The organism is Rhodococcus sp. SJ-2 (assembly GCF_053750035.1).
Window position 1 is genome coordinate 4,404,446 of sequence record NZ_CM132340.1, and the last position, 18,991, is coordinate 4,423,436.

Annotated in this window: 17 protein-coding genes; 7 read left to right on the forward strand and 10 right to left on the reverse strand. The window is 65.9% G+C overall.

What is annotated here, in order from left to right:
• Positions 1-39: 39 nt before the first annotated feature.
• Positions 40-1,578: an ATP-dependent DNA ligase gene (locus ACSYG9_RS20670; protein WP_440124257.1), complete on the reverse strand. Its 1,539-nt coding sequence runs from the start codon at positions 1,576-1,578 to the stop codon at positions 40-42.
• A 107-nt stretch (positions 1,579-1,685) separates the two neighbouring features.
• Between ACSYG9_RS20670 and ligD the strand changes: the two genes are divergently transcribed.
• Positions 1,686-2,651, forward strand: coding sequence for a non-homologous end-joining DNA ligase (ligD, locus tag ACSYG9_RS20675; protein WP_440124258.1), 966 nt, complete (start codon positions 1,686-1,688; stop codon positions 2,649-2,651).
• On the opposite strand, the gene ACSYG9_RS20680 is transcribed toward ligD, so the two are convergent.
• The 5 genes from ACSYG9_RS20680 to ACSYG9_RS20700 all read right to left on the reverse strand — a co-directional run bounded on the left by ACSYG9_RS20680 (position 2,645) and on the right by ACSYG9_RS20700 (position 8,204).
• Positions 2,645-3,583 carry a D-isomer specific 2-hydroxyacid dehydrogenase family protein gene (locus ACSYG9_RS20680; RefSeq protein WP_440124259.1) on the reverse strand — a complete coding sequence of 313 codons (939 nt, stop codon included), beginning with the start codon at positions 3,581-3,583 and terminating at the stop codon, positions 2,645-2,647. The two genes, ligD and ACSYG9_RS20680, sit on opposite strands and share 7 nt — an antisense overlap.
• Positions 3,584-3,646: 63 nt before the next feature.
• The gene (locus ACSYG9_RS20685; RefSeq protein WP_440124260.1) at positions 3,647-4,048 is read right to left on the reverse strand and encodes an ectoine synthase; all 402 of its coding nucleotides are present in this window, start codon (positions 4,046-4,048) and stop codon (positions 3,647-3,649) included.
• Positions 4,049-4,091: 43 nt separating this feature from the next.
• Entirely contained in the window at positions 4,092-5,375 is a 1,284-nt protein-coding gene (gene ectB, locus ACSYG9_RS20690; protein ID WP_440124261.1) for a diaminobutyrate--2-oxoglutarate transaminase, read from the reverse strand.
• 66 nt (positions 5,376-5,441) lie between these two features.
• Positions 5,442-5,960 (reverse strand): diaminobutyrate acetyltransferase, encoded by a 519-nt coding sequence (ectA, locus tag ACSYG9_RS20695; RefSeq protein ID WP_330131809.1) that lies wholly within the window; start codon positions 5,958-5,960, stop codon positions 5,442-5,444.
• A 141-nt stretch (positions 5,961-6,101) separates the two neighbouring features.
• The gene (locus ACSYG9_RS20700; RefSeq protein WP_454839761.1) at positions 6,102-8,204 is read right to left on the reverse strand and encodes a RecQ family ATP-dependent DNA helicase; all 2,103 of its coding nucleotides are present in this window, start codon (positions 8,202-8,204) and stop codon (positions 6,102-6,104) included.
• Positions 8,205-8,350: 146 nt separating this feature from the next.
• On the opposite strand from ACSYG9_RS20700, the gene ACSYG9_RS20705 reads away from it, so the two are divergent.
• A complete protein-coding gene (locus ACSYG9_RS20705; RefSeq protein WP_440124263.1) occupies positions 8,351-9,904 on the forward strand; it encodes a succinate CoA transferase in 1,554 nt (517 codons plus the stop codon).
• 10 nt (positions 9,905-9,914) lie between these two features.
• On the opposite strand, the gene ACSYG9_RS20710 is transcribed toward ACSYG9_RS20705, so the two are convergent.
• Complete coding sequence (locus ACSYG9_RS20710) at positions 9,915-10,535, reverse strand: DUF3515 domain-containing protein (protein ID WP_454839763.1); 621 nt, start codon at positions 10,533-10,535, stop codon at positions 9,915-9,917.
• Positions 10,536-10,703: 168 nt separating this feature from the next.
• On the opposite strand from ACSYG9_RS20710, the gene ACSYG9_RS20715 reads away from it, so the two are divergent.
• Genes ACSYG9_RS20715 through ACSYG9_RS20725 form a run of 3 tightly spaced genes read left to right on the forward strand, consistent with a single transcriptional unit; the run spans position 10,704 to position 12,919 of the window.
• Complete coding sequence (locus ACSYG9_RS20715; RefSeq protein WP_454839764.1) at positions 10,704-11,642, forward strand: thiamine-phosphate kinase; 939 nt, start codon at positions 10,704-10,706, stop codon at positions 11,640-11,642.
• A gap of 9 nt (positions 11,643-11,651) precedes the next feature.
• Positions 11,652-12,173: a gamma carbonic anhydrase family protein gene (locus ACSYG9_RS20720; RefSeq protein WP_440124265.1), complete on the forward strand. Its 522-nt coding sequence runs from the start codon at positions 11,652-11,654 to the stop codon at positions 12,171-12,173.
• 47 nt (positions 12,174-12,220) lie between these two features.
• Positions 12,221-12,919, forward strand: a complete 699-nt coding sequence (locus tag ACSYG9_RS20725) for a uracil-DNA glycosylase (protein ID WP_454839765.1) — start codon at positions 12,221-12,223, stop codon at positions 12,917-12,919.
• A gap of 36 nt (positions 12,920-12,955) precedes the next feature.
• Here ACSYG9_RS20725 and ACSYG9_RS20730 read toward each other — a convergent pair whose 3' ends face one another.
• Together ACSYG9_RS20730 and rpmB are read right to left on the reverse strand one after the other, a co-directional pair.
• Complete coding sequence (locus tag ACSYG9_RS20730) at positions 12,956-13,756, reverse strand: enoyl-CoA hydratase-related protein (protein ID WP_440124267.1); 801 nt, start codon at positions 13,754-13,756, stop codon at positions 12,956-12,958.
• A gap of 88 nt (positions 13,757-13,844) precedes the next feature.
• Positions 13,845-14,036: a 50S ribosomal protein L28 gene (gene rpmB, locus ACSYG9_RS20735; RefSeq protein ID WP_054720034.1), complete on the reverse strand. Its 192-nt coding sequence runs from the start codon at positions 14,034-14,036 to the stop codon at positions 13,845-13,847.
• Positions 14,037-14,227: 191 nt separating this feature from the next.
• Between rpmB and ACSYG9_RS20740 the strand changes: the two genes are divergently transcribed.
• Together ACSYG9_RS20740 and recG are read left to right on the forward strand one after the other, a co-directional pair.
• Positions 14,228-15,898, forward strand: a complete 1,671-nt coding sequence (locus tag ACSYG9_RS20740; protein ID WP_440124268.1) for a DAK2 domain-containing protein — start codon at positions 14,228-14,230, stop codon at positions 15,896-15,898.
• 44 nt (positions 15,899-15,942) lie between these two features.
• Positions 15,943-18,249, forward strand: a complete 2,307-nt coding sequence (gene recG / locus ACSYG9_RS20745) for an ATP-dependent DNA helicase RecG (protein WP_454839768.1) — start codon at positions 15,943-15,945, stop codon at positions 18,247-18,249.
• A 16-nt stretch (positions 18,250-18,265) separates the two neighbouring features.
• On the opposite strand, the gene ACSYG9_RS20750 is transcribed toward recG, so the two are convergent.
• A complete protein-coding gene (locus ACSYG9_RS20750) occupies positions 18,266-18,817 on the reverse strand; it encodes a dihydrofolate reductase family protein (RefSeq protein ID WP_440124270.1) in 552 nt (183 codons plus the stop codon).
• Positions 18,818-18,991 lie beyond the last annotated feature (174 nt).

Consider the following 18,991-nt stretch of genomic DNA (forward strand, 5'->3'; position numbering starts at 1 on the left):
CTCGGGTACCGAACACGGGCCCTCCTTCGCGGCACCATCTTATTCCCGGGCCGGTGCGTTCGGTCCGCGGGCGCGCAGGAGGTCTCGGACAGCGTCGATACTGTCGGCGTCGGCAGGAGACTTGTCGGGACGGTAGCGCAGGACCCTGGCGAAACGCAGTGCGACACCACCCGGATATCGGATGCTGGACTGCACACCGTCGAGCTCGATCTCCACGACCAACTCGGACCGCAGGTACACGGTGTGTTCATCGCGGTGGGATTCGAACGCGGGAAACTCGCTGGTCTGCCATCGCAACAGTTCGTCGGTCAATCCCTTGAAGGTCTTACCGACCATGATCGGTGGACCTCCGTCGGGGTCGCGCGCACCGAGGTGCAGGTTGGACAGGAACCCGGTGCGGCGCCCGTAGCCCCATTCGGCACCGAGGACGATGAGGTCGAGCGTGTGCTCGGGCTTGACCTTCTGCCACGAGTGGCCGCGGCGACCGGCCAGATATCGCGCCGACAAGGACTTGATCATGACCCCCTCGTGGCCGTGTTCGAGGGCGGCATCGAGGTGAGCGTGCGCAGCAGCCGGATCCGGTGCCACGACCAACGGAATCCGATGCGCACCTGCGATACGCTCGAGGGACGTAAGGCGTTCGGACAGGGGAACATCGACCAGATCCACGCCATCCAGGTGGAGGCAGTCGAAGAAGAACGGGTGGAGGAGGAGCTCACGTGTGGTGCTTGCCCCGAAGCGGCTCATGGTCTCTTGGAACGGACGGGGTCGCCCGGAGTCGGTGAGGGCGAGTGTCTCCCCGTCCAGCACGACACTGCGGCACGGTAGTCCGGCCACGAGTTCGACGAGTTCGGGCACCGACGAGGTGATCTCGCGCAGGGTCCGGGTGAAGACCCACACCGAATCGCCGTCGCGATGGACCTGGATGCGCGCACCGTCGAGCTTGTACTCGACACTGCAGTCCCCGCCGAACTCGTCGAGCGCCGACTCGAGGGACTCGGCAGGCACGGCAAGCATCGGCCGGACGGGTCGCCCGAGTTCGAGCCGGAACGCGGACAGGGCGCTTTGCCCACCTGCAAGCGCAGCGGCTGCCGCGCGGGAAAGCTGCCCCGAGAGCATCACCGCTCGCCGTACGGTATCGGCAGGCAGCTCTGCGGTGACCGCCACGGCGTCGATCATCACACCTTCGAGCGCACCCTGTCGGAGTTCCCCTCCGAGTAGCTGCGCCAGGAAGACCTGTTCCTGCGCCGTGGCGCGGGTGAACAGCTCGGCCAGCAACCTCTGCCTCGACCCGGTCGATCCGGGACCGGACAGGCCCCCGATGCGGCCGACGAGAGAGTCGACATCCGTCACCGTCAGCGTCGGATGGATACCGGGGGTTGCCTGCAGCGCCATGAGAGTGCGGAATCCGATGCCGATACGCCCCTGTGGCAGCACTCCGGACAGCCACGACACCACAGGCTCGGCCTCCCCGGCGGTCGCCTGTTCGAGCAGCACACGCAGGGCGGCGATCTTGACCTTCCTCGACCGTGTCGCAGCAACTGCGGCGGAGGTCTCGACCACCTGTGTGAACAACACGGGTCGACGGTATCTCCGGATTGTTCTCGATGTCGACGAATGCGGGATGTGGAACGCGGTGACCGGCGACCATGGATTGCAGGACGAAGCGACGAGGGGAGACGGGGATGGGAGCAGCAAAGGATTCGTCGAACGCTGTGGAGCTCGACGTCGACGGCCGGGCGGTACGGATCTCGCATCCCGAACGCATCTACTTTCCGGCGCTCGGCATCACCAAGCTCGACCTGGCCCGGTATTACATGGCCGTCGGAGACGGTATCGTCCGCGCATTGCGGGACCGGCCGTGCATGCTGCACCGATTTCCCGACGGTCTCGACGGCGACAAGGTGCACCAGAAGCGACTGCCGCGCGGTGCACCGGACTGGGTGCAGACCGTCCGCGTGCATTTTCCCCGGTACAACCGAGACGCCGACGAACTGTGCGTCACACATCTCGCGGATGTCGTGTGGGCGGTACAGATGTCGACGGTGGAGTTCCACCCGTGGAACTCACGCCGCACCGACGTGGAGAAACCGGACGAGTGGCGGATCGATCTCGATCCGATGCCCGGATGCGACTTCGGGAAGGTGCGGCTCGTCGCGTCGATTGTGCACGAGGTGCTCGACGAACTGGGCATAGTGGGGTGGCCGAAAACCTCGGGTGGGCACGGACTCCACGTGTACGTCCGAATCGAGCCGAACTGGGGGTTCGACGATGTGCGCAGGGCTGCACTGGCTTTCGCGCGAGAAATAGAGCGCCGTGCGCCGAATGAGGTGACCACCGCGTGGTGGCGTAAAGACAGAGATCCGACCGCAGTGTTCGTCGACTACAACCAGAACGCCCGCGACCACACGATCGCGAGTGCGTACTCGGTCCGGGGTGTTCCGGAGGGGACTGTGTCGGCACCGGTGCGGTGGAACGAGATCGATGGTCTCGATCCCCGCGACTTCACGATCGAGACCGTTCCCGAGCGGTTCGCGAAACTCGGTGACCTGCAAGCCGGGATCGACGAGGATGCGTTCTCACTCGGGACGCTGCTGGAATGGGCTGATCGGGACGAACGAGAATCCCCGGAGGACGCGGAACCTCAGTAGCCAGCGCTGACATCGAGCACTGCGACCGGCTCGACGCCCGACGCGAACCGCGTGACGTTCTCGACCACCCGTTCCACGTAGGCGGGCACCCGCAGGGCCGGTGGATTCGAATCATGCGGGGTGACCATCGCATTGGGCAGTGACCACAGGGGGTGCCCATCGGGAAGAGGCTCGGGATCGGTGACGTCGAGTCCGGCGCCCGCAATCGTGCCCGTGGCCAGAGCATGGACGAGTGCCTCCGTGTCGATGAGGCTGCCGCGCGCAATGTTGACCAGCCACGCGGTCGACTTCATCGCGGCCAGTTCGGCCGCGCCGATCAACTGCTCGGTATCGGGTGTGGCTGCAGCGGACACGACGAAATGGTCTGCGAGGGGCCATATCTCGTCGATCCTCTCGGTGGAGAAGGTCTCGACCGCGCCGGGGACGGGACGTCCGCTGCGGTTGACGGCCAGAGCCTGCGCGCCGAGCGACGAAAGCATCGGGATGAGGGCGCGTCCGATCCCGCCCGCACCGATGATTCCGACCGTCGCTCCGCGCAAGGTGCCCAGACGTGGATAGAACTCCTCGGGTTGCCACGACGTCGTCGCGAGATGCTGGGGGAGTGCTCGCACACCGGCGAGTAGCAACATCAGGGCGTGTTCGGCGACCGTCGCGGAGTAGGCGCCGGCCGCGGATGTCCATATTATCTGCGGATGACGCTTGATGATGCCACCCTCGAGCCACTGCTCGACCCCGGCGGAGGGCAATTGCACCCAGCGGACCGACTCGGGCAGGGCGGGAGGAAACGAGTCCGGCCCGCTGGTCCAGATCAGTGCGTCGGGCCTCTCCTCGAGTGGCACCGCGATGCCACCTCCGCTGGTGACTGCCCGTACGAACATGGCGTCGGACCTTGGGCCGACAGCAATGCGGGGCGAACGCTGAGAGGAGGCCATGGCCTCGACTCTATGCGTCCGCCCCGCATCGGTCACGCTGTGTGACCCCGATGTTCGGAACGATCAGGCAGTTTCTTCGACGATGAGCGGGTAGACCCCGTTCTCGTCGTGCACCTCACGGCCGGTGACCGGGGGATTGAACACGCACAGCATCCGCATGCGGGTCTCCGGCTCGACGCGGTGCCGCTCGTGCCCGTTGAGCAGGTACATGGATCCGGGTCCGAGGTCGTACACGACATCGTTGTCGAGGTCCCGCAGCTTGCCGGTGCCCTCCACCAGCCAGACGGCCTCGATGTGGTTGGCATAGTGGAACTCGTTGATCGTCCCGGCTTCGATAGTCGTCTCATGGAACGAGAAGCCGACCTTGTCACCGGCGAGGACGATGCGCTTGCTGCGCCACTGTCCGTCTTCGGAGGTGATGTCGCGCTCGGTATCGGTGATTTCCTCGGTGGTGCGCACGATCATGTGAAGCGATGCTCTTTCTATCGGTGAATTGGGAAGGGGAGGGTCAGGAACGGACCTTGGCGGTGGCCTCCGCGAGGATGTTCAGACCGTACTCGAGTTCGTCATCGGTGATAGTCAGCGGCGGCAGCAGCTTGACCACCTCGTCGGACGGACCCGACGTCTCGGCCAGCAGACCCTTCTCGAATGCGAGGGCACACACCTTCTGGGCATCCGACGGATCCTCGAACACCAGACCCTGCACCAGGCCGCGGCCGCGAGTGGACACACCCTCGAACATGTCGGACAGGTTCATGAAGGTCTGGTGGATGCGCTCACCCTTACGCAGCGTGCCACGCTCGAGCTCGTCGTTGGTCCAGTAGTGGTTCAGCGCTGCCGTTGCCGTGATGAACGACGGGCTGTTGCCGCGGAAGGTGCCGTTGTGCTCACCCGGTCCCCAGACATCGAGTTCGCGCTTGAACAGCGTCAGCGCCATCGGCATGCCGTATCCACCGATGGACTTCGACAGCGTCACGATGTCGGGGGTGATGCCGGCTTCCTCGAACGAGAAGAACGCACCCGTACGGCCACAACCCATCTGGACATCGTCGACGATGAGCAGGATCTCACGCTCGGCGCACAGATCTGCCAGGGCGCGAAGCCATTCTGCGCGTGCGACATTGACGCCGCCCTCACCCTGAACGGTTTCGACGATGACAGCGGCGGGCCGGTTCAGGCCACTGCCGGAATCGTCGAGGACGCGTGAGAACCACTGGAAGTCCTCGGTGACGCCGTTGAAGTAGTTGTCGAACGGCATCGGTGTGGCGTGGACGAGTGGCACACCGGCACCGGCGCGCTTCATCGAGTTGCCGGTGACCGACAGCGCACCGAGCGTCATGCCGTGGAACGCGTTGGTGAAGTTGATGATCGATTCGCGCCCGGTGACCTTGCGGGCCAGCTTGAGCGCGGCCTCGACGGTGTTGGTACCCGTGGGGCCGGGAAACTGGACCTTGTAGTCGAGTCCGCGCGGCTTCAGGATCACGTTCTCGAAAGTCTCGAGCAGATCGCGCTTGGCGGTGGTCATCATATCGAGGCCGTGGGTGACCCCGTCCTTCATGATGTAGTCCACCAGGGCGGACTTCAGGACCGGGTTGTTGTGGCCGTAGTTGAGAGCTCCGGCGCCGGCGAAGAAATCCAGGTAATCCTTGCCGTCCTCGCTCCGCAACCAGGAGCCGGACGCTGTTTCGAATACTGCGGGCCACCCACGGCTGTAACTGCGGACCTCGGATTCGAGGTGCTCGAAGATATCGTTACCAGCGCGGGTGGCAGGCTTGTCTTCCAGGATGGTCATTTTCTCTGGTCCTCCTGTTATGAATTTCGATGACGAACTCGGCGCGGAAATTCCCGTAATGCCTGATCAATCGCCGATCGTGTAAAGATCTTCCGCAAGATGTGAATCGGGAAAATCGTCGGGAGCGAACAAGTCGGTTCGCGTGATATGGGTGCCACGGCGTCGTGCCAGAGCGGTGAACATGGCGATCGAAGCAGCGTTGTCGGGGCTCACGGTGGTTTCCAACCGGGTCACGCCGGACGGGCGGAGTCGGTCGAGGAGGGCATCGAGCATGCGCCCGGCCACTCCGCGGCCACGCTGATCAGCATCGACAGCGACCTGCCATACGAACAGTGTCTGGGGGGAGTCCTGCCTGCGGTAGCCGGTGATGAACCCGACCGGGCGATCGGTCTCGTCCGTAGCCACGACAGACGTGTCGGCGAAATCGCGACACCACAGCACATACGCATAACCGGAATTGACGTCGAGTACCTCGGAATCGCGGGCAATCTGCCACAAACGCTTTCCGTCGGAGATCTGTGGGCTCCGAAAACTCAATTCAGCCGGTTCGGTCGTTGGGGTACTACTTTCCATAACGGGCTTCATAAGTAGTTCGAACCTAACAAGAGTGCCGATCGAAATCACCCCTTTGGTCCGAATTCGTGGGGGATTGCCGGGTTCTGCGCAGGTGAGGCGGCTGTTGTGAGGCCGGTCACAATTGTGTATCGTCCGTCGCTCTCCGAGCGATTACTTCGGGCTCGCCAGCGCGAACGGCAGCACCCCGCCGGCTCCCGCCGCGATGAGGTGCCGCGCTGCCATGGTCAAGGTCCACCCGGTATCGGTGACGGCGTCGACGAGGAGCACCGGTCCTTGATGTCCGTCGAGCTCCACCGGTTCCCAGGCGTCGAGCAAGGATGCGATCCGGTACGCCGAGTTCGCGGCGGTCACAGCCGGCGCGTCGGGACGCCGCCGCAGGACACCAAGGTTCGTCAGACGGCCCAGTCGAGCGAGGTGCCCGGCAAGTGACTCCACCAGGACCGGGTGGTCGGGCGACTCGAGTGCCATGACCGCGGTCGGACGCTCGGCCCAGTCCCATGCCGCCAGCACGGCGACAGCGGCCTTCACGACGGATTCCGGCGCGTCCGCGTCGGGACTGTCCAGCAGTGTTCGCAACCGAGGACCCCATCCGAGATCGGAGAGCCGGCCGAGTACGCGACCAGGCTCCGGCCCGTCCGCGATCCTCCCGGACAGCTTGACTCCGAGTGTGGCCATGCCTGTGGGCCACTGTTTGCGCGGCGGGAGATCGACACCTGGGCGTTCGAGCCGAGCTCGGGTACGCCGCACCTGTTCATCATCGACATCGACGCTCCACCGCACTCCCGTGCAGTTGTCGCACCGACCGCACCCGGGCATGTCACGGCTCGACTCCGGGTCGTCCAGCTGGCGGCGCAGGTAGACCATGCGGCACCCATCAGTCCGCTCGTATTCGAGCATCGCTTCCTGCTCGGCGGAGCGCGCTGCCTCGAGGCGGGCATAGCGCTCCGCGTCGTAGTCCCACGATCGACCGGTACCGATCCAGCCTCCCTTGACGCGGCGAACGGCACCGTCGACATCGAGAACCTTCAGGACCATCTCGAGCCGGGACCGATTCAGGTCGACTCGGGGCTCCAGTGCCTGCGTGGACAATGGGCGCTCGGTGTCCAGCGCGCCGATCACACGGCGCACCAGGGACTCCTCAGGGAACGCGACGGAAGCGAACCATTTCCATATCTGCCGGTCTTCACTGCCCGGTAAGAGGATCACTTCGGCGCGATCGGTGGAGCGGCCCGCGCGCCCGACCTGCTGGTAGTACGAGATCGGCGACGAGGGAGCACCGAGGTGCACTACGAACCCGAGGTCGGGTTTGTCGAAGCCCATGCCGAGTGCTGACGTCGCGACCAGTGCCTTGACACGGTTTGCGAGGAGATCGGCCTCGAGTTGTTCACGCTCGACGGTGTCGGTCTGCCCGGTGTATGCGGCCACCGCGTGACCGTGTTCGGCGAGCAACGACGCCAGGTCGCGTGCTGCGGACACGGTCAGCGCGTAGACGATGCCCGAGCCGGGGAGCTCGTGGAGATGCTGCGCCAGCCATGCGGCACGCTGGGCCGGCTCGTCTATCCGCACCACCGACAGGTGCAGCGACGGCCGGTCGAGTCCGCCCCGCAGGACCAGCGTGTCGTCGCTTCCCGCGCCCACACCCAGCTGGGTGGCGACATCGGACACCACCCGGTCGTTCGCGGTCGCGGTGGTCGCCAGGACCGGGATGCCCTCTCCGAGTTCGGCCACGAGTGTGCGGATACGCCGATAGTCGGGCCGGAAATCGTGACCCCAGTCCGACACACAGTGCGCTTCGTCGACCACGACGAGCCCCGCGTCGCGTGCCAGTGCAGGCAGCACCTCATCGCGGAAGTCCGGGTTGTTGAGCCGCTCGGGGCTGACGAGCAGAATGTCGATCTCACCGTCCGCGATGCGCTGGTGGATCCCAGCCCACTCGGTGATGTTCCCGGAGTTGATGGTCGCGGCCCGAACTCCTGCGCGTTCCGCTGCCTCGACCTGATTGCGCATCAACGCGAGCAGGGGGGAGACGATGACGGTGGGCCCGTGGCCGTGTGCGCGGAGAAGCTTGGCGGAGATGAAGTAGACCGCGGACTTGCCCCAGCCGGTGCGTTGCACCACGAGGGCGCGGCGCCGGTGCACCACGAGCGCCTCGATCGCAGTCCACTGATCCTCACGGAGTCTCGCGTGGGGCCCGGCCAGTTCGGTGAGCAGCCGTTCGGCCTCGTCGCGCAAATCGATCATCGGGGTGCTCATATGCCCCATCGTGCACGAAAGCTCCGACGTCCACCCGTTGCTCGGTATACGCCGCGGGGGCCTACTGCCTGTACGTTACGGTGACCTCCGTTCTGTTGGAGCGGGCAGTGTGACGGACGGATCGTTACCGCCGCTAAACTGCCCGCATGTCGATCAGCGCTGCCTCCGTTGCCCCGACCTCGACTTCGGTACGGATCAGGAACCGGGATTTTCTCGCCAAGGTGGTCTCTGCGGAAGAGGCAGCCCGATACATACACCCCGGTGACACCGTTGCGATCAGTGGTTTCGCCAGTGCAGGTACCCCGAAGGCCGTTACCCCGGCCCTGGCCGAGCGGATCCGCCGTGCTCGTGCTGCCGGCGAGGAATTCGCCATCGACCTGCTGACCGGTGCCTCGGTGTCGACCGAGACCGAACGTCTGCTCGCCGAGACCGAGGGTGTCGCGCTGCGGATGCCCTACCAGTCCGAGGCCACCGCGCGTGCCCGCATCAATGCGGGACGGATGGACTACGTCGACATCCATCTTTCGCACGTCGCACAGCAAGTCTGGGAGGGCTACTACGGCACGATCGACGTCGCGGTGGTGGAGATCGCCGGCATCACCGAATCGGGTGAGTTGATCGCGGCGACCTCCGTCGGCAACAGCAAGACCTGGCTCGATATGGCCGACCGGATCGTGCTCGAAGTCAACTCGTGGATCCCCGATGGGCTCGCGGGCTGCCACGACATCTATTACGGCACCGCGCTGCCACCGCACCGCACGCCGATCCTCCTCACCGGCGTGGACGACCGGATCGGACAGCCCCACTTCGCGGTCGACCCCGAGCGCGTCGTTGCGGTGGTGGAAACCCACGCACCCGACAGCCCGAGCAAGCTGACCCCGCAGGACGACACCAGCGAAGCGATCGCGATGCACGTCCTCGATTTCTTCGGCCACGAGGTGTCGGCAGGCCGCCTCCCTGCAGACACCCTGCTTCCCCTGCAGGCGGGTATCGGCAATGTCGCCAATGCGGTCCTCGCCGGTCTGTCCCGTGGTCCGTACCGGGGGTTGACCTGCTATTCCGAGGTCATCCAGGACGGCATGCTGCAGCTGATCGAGGACGGCACAGTACGATTCGCCTCCGCGACTGCCTTGGCGCTGTCGCAGGACGGCCTCGACGAACTGGTGAAGAACATCGATTTCTACCGCAGCCGCATCATGCTTCGGCCCCAGGAGATCAGTAACCACCCGGAAGTCGTGCGACGACTCGGCATCATCGGCATGAACGGAATGCTCGAGGCCGACATCTACGGCAACGTCAACTCCACCCATGTGATGGGCACGCGGATGATGAATGGGATCGGCGGTTCCGGCGACTACGCCCGCAACGGCTACCTGTCGATGTTCCTCAGTCCGTCCACCGCACGAGACGGCGCCATCTCCTCGATCGTGCCGATGGTGCCCCATGTCGATCACACCGAGCACGACGTGCAGGTGCTCGTCACAGAGCAGGGCCTCGCAGACCTCCGAGGCTTGTCGCCACGACGACGTTCACGGGTCGTCATCGACAAATGTGCACATCCCGACTACCGCGCGGAGCTGACCGACTACGTCGACCGCGCCGAAGCCGGCGAGAGCGCAGGCCACACACCGCACCTGCTCGGTGAGGCGTTCGGCTTCCACCAGCGGTACGAGCAGACCGGATCCATGCACCCGCGGTGAACTCGCCGAGTCAGGGGCCTTCCACCGGCGCCGGATCGATTTCGTGCTGTGGCAGGACATCGATCACCGCGGCCGAGATGTCTTGCAGAGGAGTCGGTCCCGAGCCGTTCGGCACCGTCAGCGCGACGTAGACCGGACGGTCCACCGCGTACCACGTGCTAGCGTCGATGCCCTGCGCGGCGCCCGACACCTCGAACCACTGGACCCCGTCGATGACCTGCAACGCAGCTGCCTGATCGAACTCGGCGGGTCGTTCGAGACCGCACCTCAGAACCACCTCCGACGCATCGGGCGCCTGCCATGCTGCGGCCCCGACCGGCGCGGGATCGGCCAGCTCGGCGCGGGCGAATTCCCCGATATTCTCGGGAACTGCGGCGAGCAGGTCGGTGCACGAGGTCGATTCTGCTTCCGGTGCAGGCACCGGTCCCAGTCCCACCGGACTGGTCACGGGATCCCGCGACATCATGATGGCAGCCACGACGACCCCCGTGAGCAGTGCGACGGGAAGTGCGACCGCGGTCGCGATAGTGGCGGGGCTACGGCGGGGCTCGTCCGTGGTCCCGACGGCATCGAGGGTCTCGGCGGCATCAGGCGCGGTCGGATCGGGTTCGGGCGCGGAGTTGTCGTTCATCTGTTTCCCGGAATCGGAGAGTGAGCGGGTAGGAAGGTAGCGTTTGACGACGCTAGCAGGGCATGTGCTCCGCCCGAACCACAGCCGATCGAGAAAGAGGCGCCAATCACCGTGTCGGATCCGCTCGGTTCATCCAGCAGCTCCCGCCGAGAACCCACCGTCGCCGAGATGGGGGAGTTCCCCACGATCGCCCGCGCGACCGCCGGACGACAACAGCCCGAGACGACGCTGGTGGGGCCGGGGCACGACGCCGCGATCGTCGCGGCGGGCGATGGCCGCGTAGTGGTCTCCACCGACATGCTCGTCGAAGGTCGCCACTTCCGCTTCGACTGGTCGTCGCCGCGGGACATCGGACGCAAGGCGGTGGCCCAGAACGGGGCGGACGTCGCTGCGATGGGAGCACGTCCCACCGCATTCCTCGTGGGTCTCGGCTGCCCACCCGACACCCCGGTCTCGATACTCGACGAGATCTCCGCTGGTATCGGTGAAGCTGCCGAAGCGATCGGCGCAGGCGTGGTCGGCGGAGATCTCGTGCAGGCCGGACAGGTGGTTGTCTCGGTCACCGTCCTCGGAGACCTGCAGGGACGCGCACCGCTGCTGCGCTCCGAAGCGCTCGTCGGCGACATCGTTGCGCTCGCAGGCACCGTCGGAGCATCCGCAGCGGGTCTGTCCCTGCTCGAGGCGGAGCACACCGGATTCGCCGATCTCGTCGACGCCCACCGGGTTCCGACACCGCCTTACGACGCCGGTGTCAGCGCGGTACTCGCCGGGGCTCGTGCAGGCACCGACATCTCCGATGGCCTACTCGCCGATCTCGGGCACATCGCGGTCGCGTCAAGTGTCGCCATCACCGTCGAACAGCACACCCTCGAACCCCCAGCGCGCCTGACGGCCGCGGCACGTGAGCTCGGAGCCGACCCGTGGAACTGGGTCTTCACCGGTGGCGAAGACCACGCCCTGGCCGCGTGCTTCCCCCCTGGAGTGGATCTGCCGGACGGATGGCGGCGGATCGGCCGTGTGCACGACGGCAGTGGCGTGACGGTCGACGGCCGTAAGTGGGGCGCACAGGGTGGGTGGGAGAGTTTCGGGTCCGTGAACTCGAGATAGGTTTTTCCCATGGCTGTTTACGCGCTCGGCGACCGCACTCCCGACATTCACCCCACTGCTTACGTACACCCCGACGCGGTGGTCATCGGCAACGTCACCCTCGGCGCTCATGCCTCGGTGTGGCCGACCGCAGTGCTGAGGGCCGATTACGGCCGGATCGTCGTCGGCGATGAGACCAACATCCAGGACGGCACGATCATCCACTGCACCGCCATCGACGACACGATCCTCGGCGCACGATGCGTGGTCGGTCACAACACACACATCGAAGGTGCCGCGATCGGTGACGGCGCTCTGATCGGCTCGGGTTCTCTCGTGCTCAACGGGTCGACGATCGGCGAGGGCGCACAGGTTGCGGCAGGTGCCCTCATCCCGCCGCGTTTCGAGCTGCCGGCGCGTCGGATGGCGATGGGAGTCCCCGCGAAGATTCGTGAAGGATTCGAGTTGCCCGAAGGCCACTTCGATGCGAACGCGAAGATGTATGCCGCGAACGCGGACTACTACCGCACCGCCCTGCGTCGAATCGACTAATGGGCGCAGATCGATCGACCGGACCGTATGACAGAGGAGTTTCCGACGTGAGCGAACAGACAACAGAGCGGGCGACGAAGCCTCTGTCGGAGATCGTCGACCCGGGCTGGGCGCAAGCCCTCGCACCCGTCGCCGAGAACATCACCGCGATGGGCGCGTTCCTCAGGGCGGAGATCGCAGCCGGGCGCAGGTACCTTCCCGCAGGCGAGAACGTTCTGCGCGCGTTCACCCACCCGTTCGACGGCGTGCGGGTGCTGATCGTCGGACAGGATCCGTACCCGACGCCCGGCCACGCGGTCGGGTTGAGCTTCTCCGTGGCCCCGGATGTGCGCCCCATTCCGCGTAGCCTCGCCAACATCTACCGCGAGTACGGCGAAGACCTGGGATTGCCGCAGCCCACCAACGGCGACCTCACGCCCTGGTCGGAACAGGGCGTGTTGTTGTTGAACAGGGTGCTCACCGTGCAACCGGGTGAGCCCGCATCACACCGGCGTAAAGGGTGGGAGAGCGTCACCGAGCAGGCGATCCGAGCGCTCGTCGCGCGGGATGCACCCCTCGTCGCGATTCTGTGGGGTCGCGACGCAGCCACCCTCCGCCCGCTTCTCGGCGGGGTCCCGATCGTCGAGTCTGCGCACCCATCGCCGTTGTCGGCGTCGCGCGGATTCTTCGGATCGAAACCCTTCAGCCGGGCGAACGCGTTGCTGGTGGAGCAGGGTGGCGAGCCGGTGGACTGGCGTCTGCCTTAGCCGACCGGCTCGCGACAACCCAGCGGCTCGCGACGATCACTGCTGTACGGCGTTGGCGCCCAGCGACCAATCGGGGCGGCGCTTCTCGACGAATGCGTCCACACCTTCGATGCCGGTGGGGGTTGTCGATGCGGCCGAGATCGACGCGGCCTCGGCATCCATCTGTTCGGACAACGACCGGTGTACGGACTCGTTGACCAGACGGTGGATTCCCGCGTAGGCCGCAGTAGGGCCGTGTGCGAGCGTGCGCGCGATCCGCAGGGCTTCTCCCTGGATCTCGTCGTCGCCCACGATGCGGCTGAGCAATCCGAGCCGGACACCCTCCTCGGCGCTGATGACAGCGTCGGTGAGGATGAGTTCACGCGCGCGGGCGAGCCCCACGACACGCGGCAGCGTCCACGACATGCCGCCGTCCGGCGTGAACCCGATCGACGGATAGGCGGCCCGAAGCTTGGTTCCGGGACCAGCGAATGCGATATCTGCGTGCAGCACGATGCTCATACCCGCTCCTGCCGCCCAGCCGTGCACTGCGGCGACGACAGGAACAGCGATGGCGTCGAGCGCGCGAACGAAGTCGTGAAACAGGTTCGCGATGTCGAACAGATGGGCACTTCGGTCTTCTGCTGCGGCGAAGCCACGGACGTTTCCGCCCGCGCAGAAGTTCGCACCCTCGCCGACGAGCAGGACTGCACCGATCTCGGGGCCGGCCGAACGCAGGGCGTCGATGCCCTGCCGCATGCCTTCGGGGGACAACGATGTGCCGTGCTCGGCGGTGGCCACGGCGATCCGCAGCACACCGTCCTCCACACGTACGAGGGGCTGTAGGTTATCGGTCACCGTCGCACCATATCGGTACCGGCGATCGAACGATCAAGGCCCCCGGCGTATTACGCACCGGGGGCCTTGATCCACATCTCGACCGGGGTCAGCCGCGAGCAACCTTTCCTGCCTTCAGGCAGGAGGTGCACACGTTCATCTTGCGGGTGTTGCCCGGTGCAACCTGAGCGCGAACGCTCTGGATGTTCGGGTTCCAGCGACGGTTGGTACGCCGGTGCGAGTGCGAGACCGACTTCCCGAAGCCGGGGCCCTTGGCGCATACGTCGCAGACGGCAGCCATGTCGCGAACTCCTTGTGTCTAGTGGATATCTTCTGTCTGTGCATGCTTCAGACACGGGGAGCGTCGTCACCCGTGTCAGGCAACCCGACCAGCTTAGCCAACAGGACTGCCTAAGACCAAACCGGACACGTAAATGGGGCGCGGCTAGTCTTTTCCACGAGTGTACGACGGCACGGGAAAGGGGTTGATCGGTGCTCGAAGGCGGTGAGGGCGTCGACGGCCGAGCATTGCGTCGCTGGGTCGAGCTGGCGTTGGCCACCCTCGACGAACGTTGCCACGAGATCAACACCCTCAACGTCTTCCCGGTCCCGGATGGAGACACCGGCACCAACTTGCTTGCCACCTTGCGCGCTGCCGCCGACGAACTCGGCGGACCCGTCGATGGTGCGCTCACGGTCGGCGCGGTCGCCGAGGCACTGGCCCGCGGCGCATTCGTCGGAGCTCGCGGCAACTCCGGGGTGATCCTTGCGCAAGGACTGCGCGGTGTCGCGGACTCGATCGCGGGACTGACCGCCGTCGACGGTCGCGACTTCGCCCGTGCCCTGGGCCGGGCCGCCACGACCGTGACCGATGCCCTGAGCACCCCCGCCGAGGGCACGATCGTCACGGTGCTGCGCGCAGCCGCGGACGGAGCGGGACGCGCTGTGATCGACACGAAGTCGTTGCGGGGCGCCGTCGGGGCCGCCGCCGACGCCGCGGCGACCGCGCTCGAGGTCACACCGGAACAGCTCGAGGCCCTTGCTGCTGCGGGAGTCGTCGACGCCGGCGGTCTCGGCCTGCTGATCCTGCTCGACTGCCTGGTCGAAATCGTGTCGGGCCAGCGACCCGACCGTCACCTACGCCTCACCAGCACTCCCGTTGCCGACACCGGTGGTCCGGACGTCCCGGATCACGACGCTGCCGAACAGGACGGTGAGTCGCAGGACTACGAGGTCATGTACATCGTCGACGGGTCCGATCGCGCGCGGATCGCGGTGCTCCGGGCGCGGCTCGACGAACTGGGCGACTCGGTTGCGATCGTGGGGGACGGTTCTGCAGGATGGTCGGTCCACGTGCACTGCTGCGACGCCGGTGCTGCGATCGAGGCGGGAATCGCGGCGGGCAGGCTGCGCCGCATCGCGATCACCTGCTTCACGCTGGAAGCAGACCGAGTCGGGCAGTGCGCCCCGAGTGCATCGAGTGCCCCGAGTGCTCGGGTGTCTGCCTCCGGCCGTGCGGTCCTCGCGATCGTCTCGGGTGACGGCGCGGAGGGATTGTTCGATGCAGAGGGCGCTACCGTCCTCTCTGCGGAGACAGCCGTCGACCCCCGTCTGCTGCTCGACGCGATCCGTTCGTTGCCGAGCACGGACGTCCTCGTCCTTCCCAACGGGTGGGTGTCCGAGCAGGACGTCGTTGCAGTGGGTGCGCAGGCCCGAGCCGGTCGACGCGAGGTGATGTTCCTACCGTGTTCCTCGATGGTCCAGGGGCTGGCGTCCCTCGCAGTGCACGACGCGGGACGCGCTACCGTCGATGACGCGTTCGCGATGTCGGAAGCGGCGGCCGCGACCCGCTGGGGATCTTTGCGGTACGCGACCGAACGTGCCTTGACCTGGGTCGGAACGTGTCAACCGGGGGACAGTCTCGGGCTCGCGGGACGAGATGTCGTAGTCATCGAGCATGATCTTGTGGCAGCGGGTGTGTCGCTGCTCGACAAGATCCTCGCCGCGGGTGGTGAGCTCGTGACGATGCTCGTCGGGGACGGCGCCCCCGACGGTCTCGCCGAACAACTGACCCGCCACCTCGACGACCGCCACCCGGAACTGGAGGTCGTGGTGTATCAGGGGGGACAGCGCAGCGACCTGCTGCAGCTCGGCGTCGAGTAACCGGCGACCTCGGATGGTCACCGCACGGAACGGAAGGGACGGTAGTGGCGACACTCGCGGACCGCCTAGATCATCTCCTCGGCCGGAAGACCGCAGACAAGCTGTCCGACGCGTTCGGGATGACCACGGTCGAAGACCTGTTGCGGCACTACCCGCACCGCTACGCCACCCAGGGTGCGGAACTCGGCGACACTCAGCCGGCCGAGGGCGAGCACGTCACGATCATCGCCCGCGTGGAGAAGGCCGACGAGGTGCGGATGAAGAGCCGTCCCGGCACCCGGCTGGCTGTGGTGCTGGTGTCGGACCGCCACCGGATCGACGTCACCTTCTTCAACCCGCACAAGGTCAAATACAACATCAAGCCCGGTGTGCGGGGCATGTTCTCGGGCACCGTGAAGTACTTCCGCGACAAGTGGAGCCTGGCCCATCCGAGTTATGTGATCCTTCCGGAGCCGCGCGAGCCCGAGGTCGGCGGCGCTGCGCCCGCACCGGGACGTGTCCGCGGAGCCGGTGCGCTGGCCGGGCTGGCGCGCAGTGCCCAAGGTGCGGACGGCATCGACATGTCGATCTTCGATCGAGCCCTCATCCCGATGTATCCGGCGACCCGCGACGTGGAGTCGTGGACAGTGATGCGGTGCGTCCGGCAGGTTCTCGATCAGCTCGACTCCGTGGAGGACCCGCTCCCGGGCGGCGTACGCAGCGAGAATTCTCTCATCGGACTCGACGAGGCCCTGCGAACCATCCACCTGCCCGATTCCAAGAACGACGTCACCCTCGCGCGGGAACGGTTGCGGTTCGACGAAGCCGCGGCGGTGCAGTTGGTGATGGCGCGCCGGCGCCACGACGTCGAGGTTCGGAGCGCACCGAGGTGTCCGCGGCAGGCCGATGCGCTCGCCGACGAGTTCGATCGCAGGCTGCCGTTCGAGCTGACCGAAGGGCAGCTGTCCGTTGCGGAGGAGATCTCCGCGGACCTGTCGCAGAACCACCCGATGAACCGATTGCTGCAAGGGGAAGTGGGTTCCGGAAAGACGATCGTCGCGTTGCGAGCGATGCTGCAGGTGATCGATGCCGGTCATCAGTGTGCACTGCTCGCACCTACCGAGGTGCTCGCAGCCCAGCATGCACGTTCACTCACCGCGATGCTCGGCGACCTGGCCGCCGCCGGCGAACTCGGTGCCCACGAACTCGCCACCCGTATCACCCTCCTGACCGGCTCGATGAAGACAGCGCAGAAGCGGCAGGCATTGAACGAGGCGGTGACCGGCGACGCGGGCATCGTCATCGGCACCCATGCCCTGATCGAAGACAATGTCGACTTCTTCGATCTCGGCCTGGTCGTAATCGACGAGCAGCACCGATTCGGTGTGGAACAACGCGACAAGCTGCGTTCCCGCGGCCGTGACGGAGCAGCCCCACACGTGCTGGTGATGACCGCGACCCCGATCCCGCGCACCATCGCGATGACGGTGCTCGGCGACCTCGAAGTGTCGACGCTGCGTCAGCTCCCGAAGGGGCGTTCGCCGATCGTCAGCCGTGTGGTGGCTGCGAAGGTCCACCCGACCTGGGTCGACCGCGCGTGGGATCGAATCCGTGAGGAGGTCGCGGAAGGTCGTCAGGCATATGTCGTGTGTTCTCGGATCGGTGATGGGGATGCCGACGACGACGCCGTCTTCGATCCCGCAGCCTTCGAACTCCTCGACGAGTCCGTCACCGGGAAGAAGGGCAAGCAGAAGCCGCCCGACACGAAATCGGTCCTGCAGCAGTTCGACGAACTGGTGTCGGGTCCGCTGGCCGATCTGCGGGTCGGGTTGCTGCACGGTCGGCTCCCCGGCGACGAGAAGGACGCGGTGATGCGCGACTTCGGTGCGGGTGAGATCGACGTACTGGTGTGCACCACGGTCGTCGAAGTCGGAGTCGACGTACCGAACGCGACGGTGATGGTGATCGTCGATGCCGACCGGTTCGGTGTCAGTCAGCTCCATCAGCTCCGTGGCCGGGTCGGCCGGGGAGGCCACCAGGGCCTATGCCTGCTGATCACCGATACCAAGCCGGGAAGCCCGACGATGACCAGGCTCGAGGCGGTCGCAAGCACTGCGGACGGATTCGAACTCGCCCAACTCGACCTGCAGTTGCGTCGTGAGGGCGACGTGCTCGGTGTCGCGCAGTCCGGAACGGTGTCGACCCTGCGTCTGCTCTCGCTCGTCGACGACGTAGAGGTGATCGCCGCTGCGCAGCGCTTCGCTCGAGACGTCACGGAGAAGGATCCGGAACTGAAGCAACATCCGGGGCTCGCGAGCATGATGGGCGCCGCGCTCGACACTACGAAAGCCCAGTTTCTCGAGAAATCGTGACCGATGGCGACCGCTGTCAGTCGCGCAGGGTGTAGGTCAGGACCGCATTGCCCTGACCGGTGATTCTGCTGTCGACCAGGTCGAGTCTGGTCAGCGGCACGGACTCGTCGAACAGTCGTCGGCCTTCATTCGTCACAGCGGGGTGGACGGTCAATGTGAGTGCGTCGACGACACGGGCGAGGAACAGGGAGCGGATGGTTTCTATCCCGCCGGCCACGGTGATGCCACCCGAGCCGTCCTGCTGAAGTGCTCTGACGTACTCGACCGGATCGCCGGTGATCACTGTGCTGTTCCATCCGAGCGAGATGCCGTCGCTGTCCAGGGTGCTGGTGATGACGTGTTTGCGGACGGGGTTGATGAACGCGCCGAAAGGGTCGTCGGCGCCCGGCCAGTACCCCGACCACTCCCGCCACAATTTCCGTCCGATGACGACGTCCGTCACCCCGCTCAGCGATTCGGCCATCAGGTCGCCCTCCTCGGGTCCGAAGGCGTCGAACTGGAACCTGTCGGGCGATTCGACGACGCCGTTGACGGAGCTGAACAGATGCGCGGTGGTCCTGCGGGTCATGTGCGTTGTCCTTTGCTTCGACGTGCAACTCCAGGGTTTCCTTGTGCTCAGGTCTCGGGCCCAGTGTCTCGGATCGACGACTCGCGGTAACGGAAAACCGACCGTCCCACCCGAAAAATTCATCGGTGCATTTTTTCGAACGCGGCAGGATCGAAGCCGCGGTGTTACGGCCTT

Excerpts from the sequence above, each read along its gene's own strand:
- ACSYG9_RS20750 (WP_440124270.1), bottom strand. The coding sequence starts at position 18,817 with ATGACCCGCAGGACCACCGCGCATCTGTTCAGCTCCGTCAACGGCGTC.
- ACSYG9_RS20705 (WP_440124263.1), top strand. The coding sequence starts at position 8,351 with ATGTCGATCAGCGCTGCCTCCGTTGCCCCGACCTCGACTTCGGTACGG.
- ACSYG9_RS20710 (WP_454839763.1), bottom strand. The coding sequence starts at position 10,535 with ATGAACGACAACTCCGCGCCCGAACCCGATCCGACCGCGCCTGATGCC.
- ACSYG9_RS20715 (WP_454839764.1), top strand. The coding sequence starts at position 10,704 with ATGGGGGAGTTCCCCACGATCGCCCGCGCGACCGCCGGACGACAACAG.
- ACSYG9_RS20720 (WP_440124265.1), top strand. The coding sequence starts at position 11,652 with ATGGCTGTTTACGCGCTCGGCGACCGCACTCCCGACATTCACCCCACT.
- ACSYG9_RS20685 (WP_440124260.1), bottom strand. The coding sequence starts at position 4,048 with ATGATCGTGCGCACCACCGAGGAAATCACCGATACCGAGCGCGACATC.
- ligD (WP_440124258.1), top strand. The coding sequence starts at position 1,686 with ATGGGAGCAGCAAAGGATTCGTCGAACGCTGTGGAGCTCGACGTCGAC.
- ACSYG9_RS20700 (WP_454839761.1), bottom strand. The coding sequence starts at position 8,204 with ATGAGCACCCCGATGATCGATTTGCGCGACGAGGCCGAACGGCTGCTC.
- ectA (WP_330131809.1), bottom strand. The coding sequence starts at position 5,960 with ATGAAGCCCGTTATGGAAAGTAGTACCCCAACGACCGAACCGGCTGAA.
- rpmB (WP_054720034.1), bottom strand. The coding sequence starts at position 14,036 with ATGGCTGCCGTCTGCGACGTATGCGCCAAGGGCCCCGGCTTCGGGAAG.
- ACSYG9_RS20680 (WP_440124259.1), bottom strand. The coding sequence starts at position 3,583 with ATGGCCTCCTCTCAGCGTTCGCCCCGCATTGCTGTCGGCCCAAGGTCC.
- ectB (WP_440124261.1), bottom strand. The coding sequence starts at position 5,375 with ATGACCATCCTGGAAGACAAGCCTGCCACCCGCGCTGGTAACGATATC.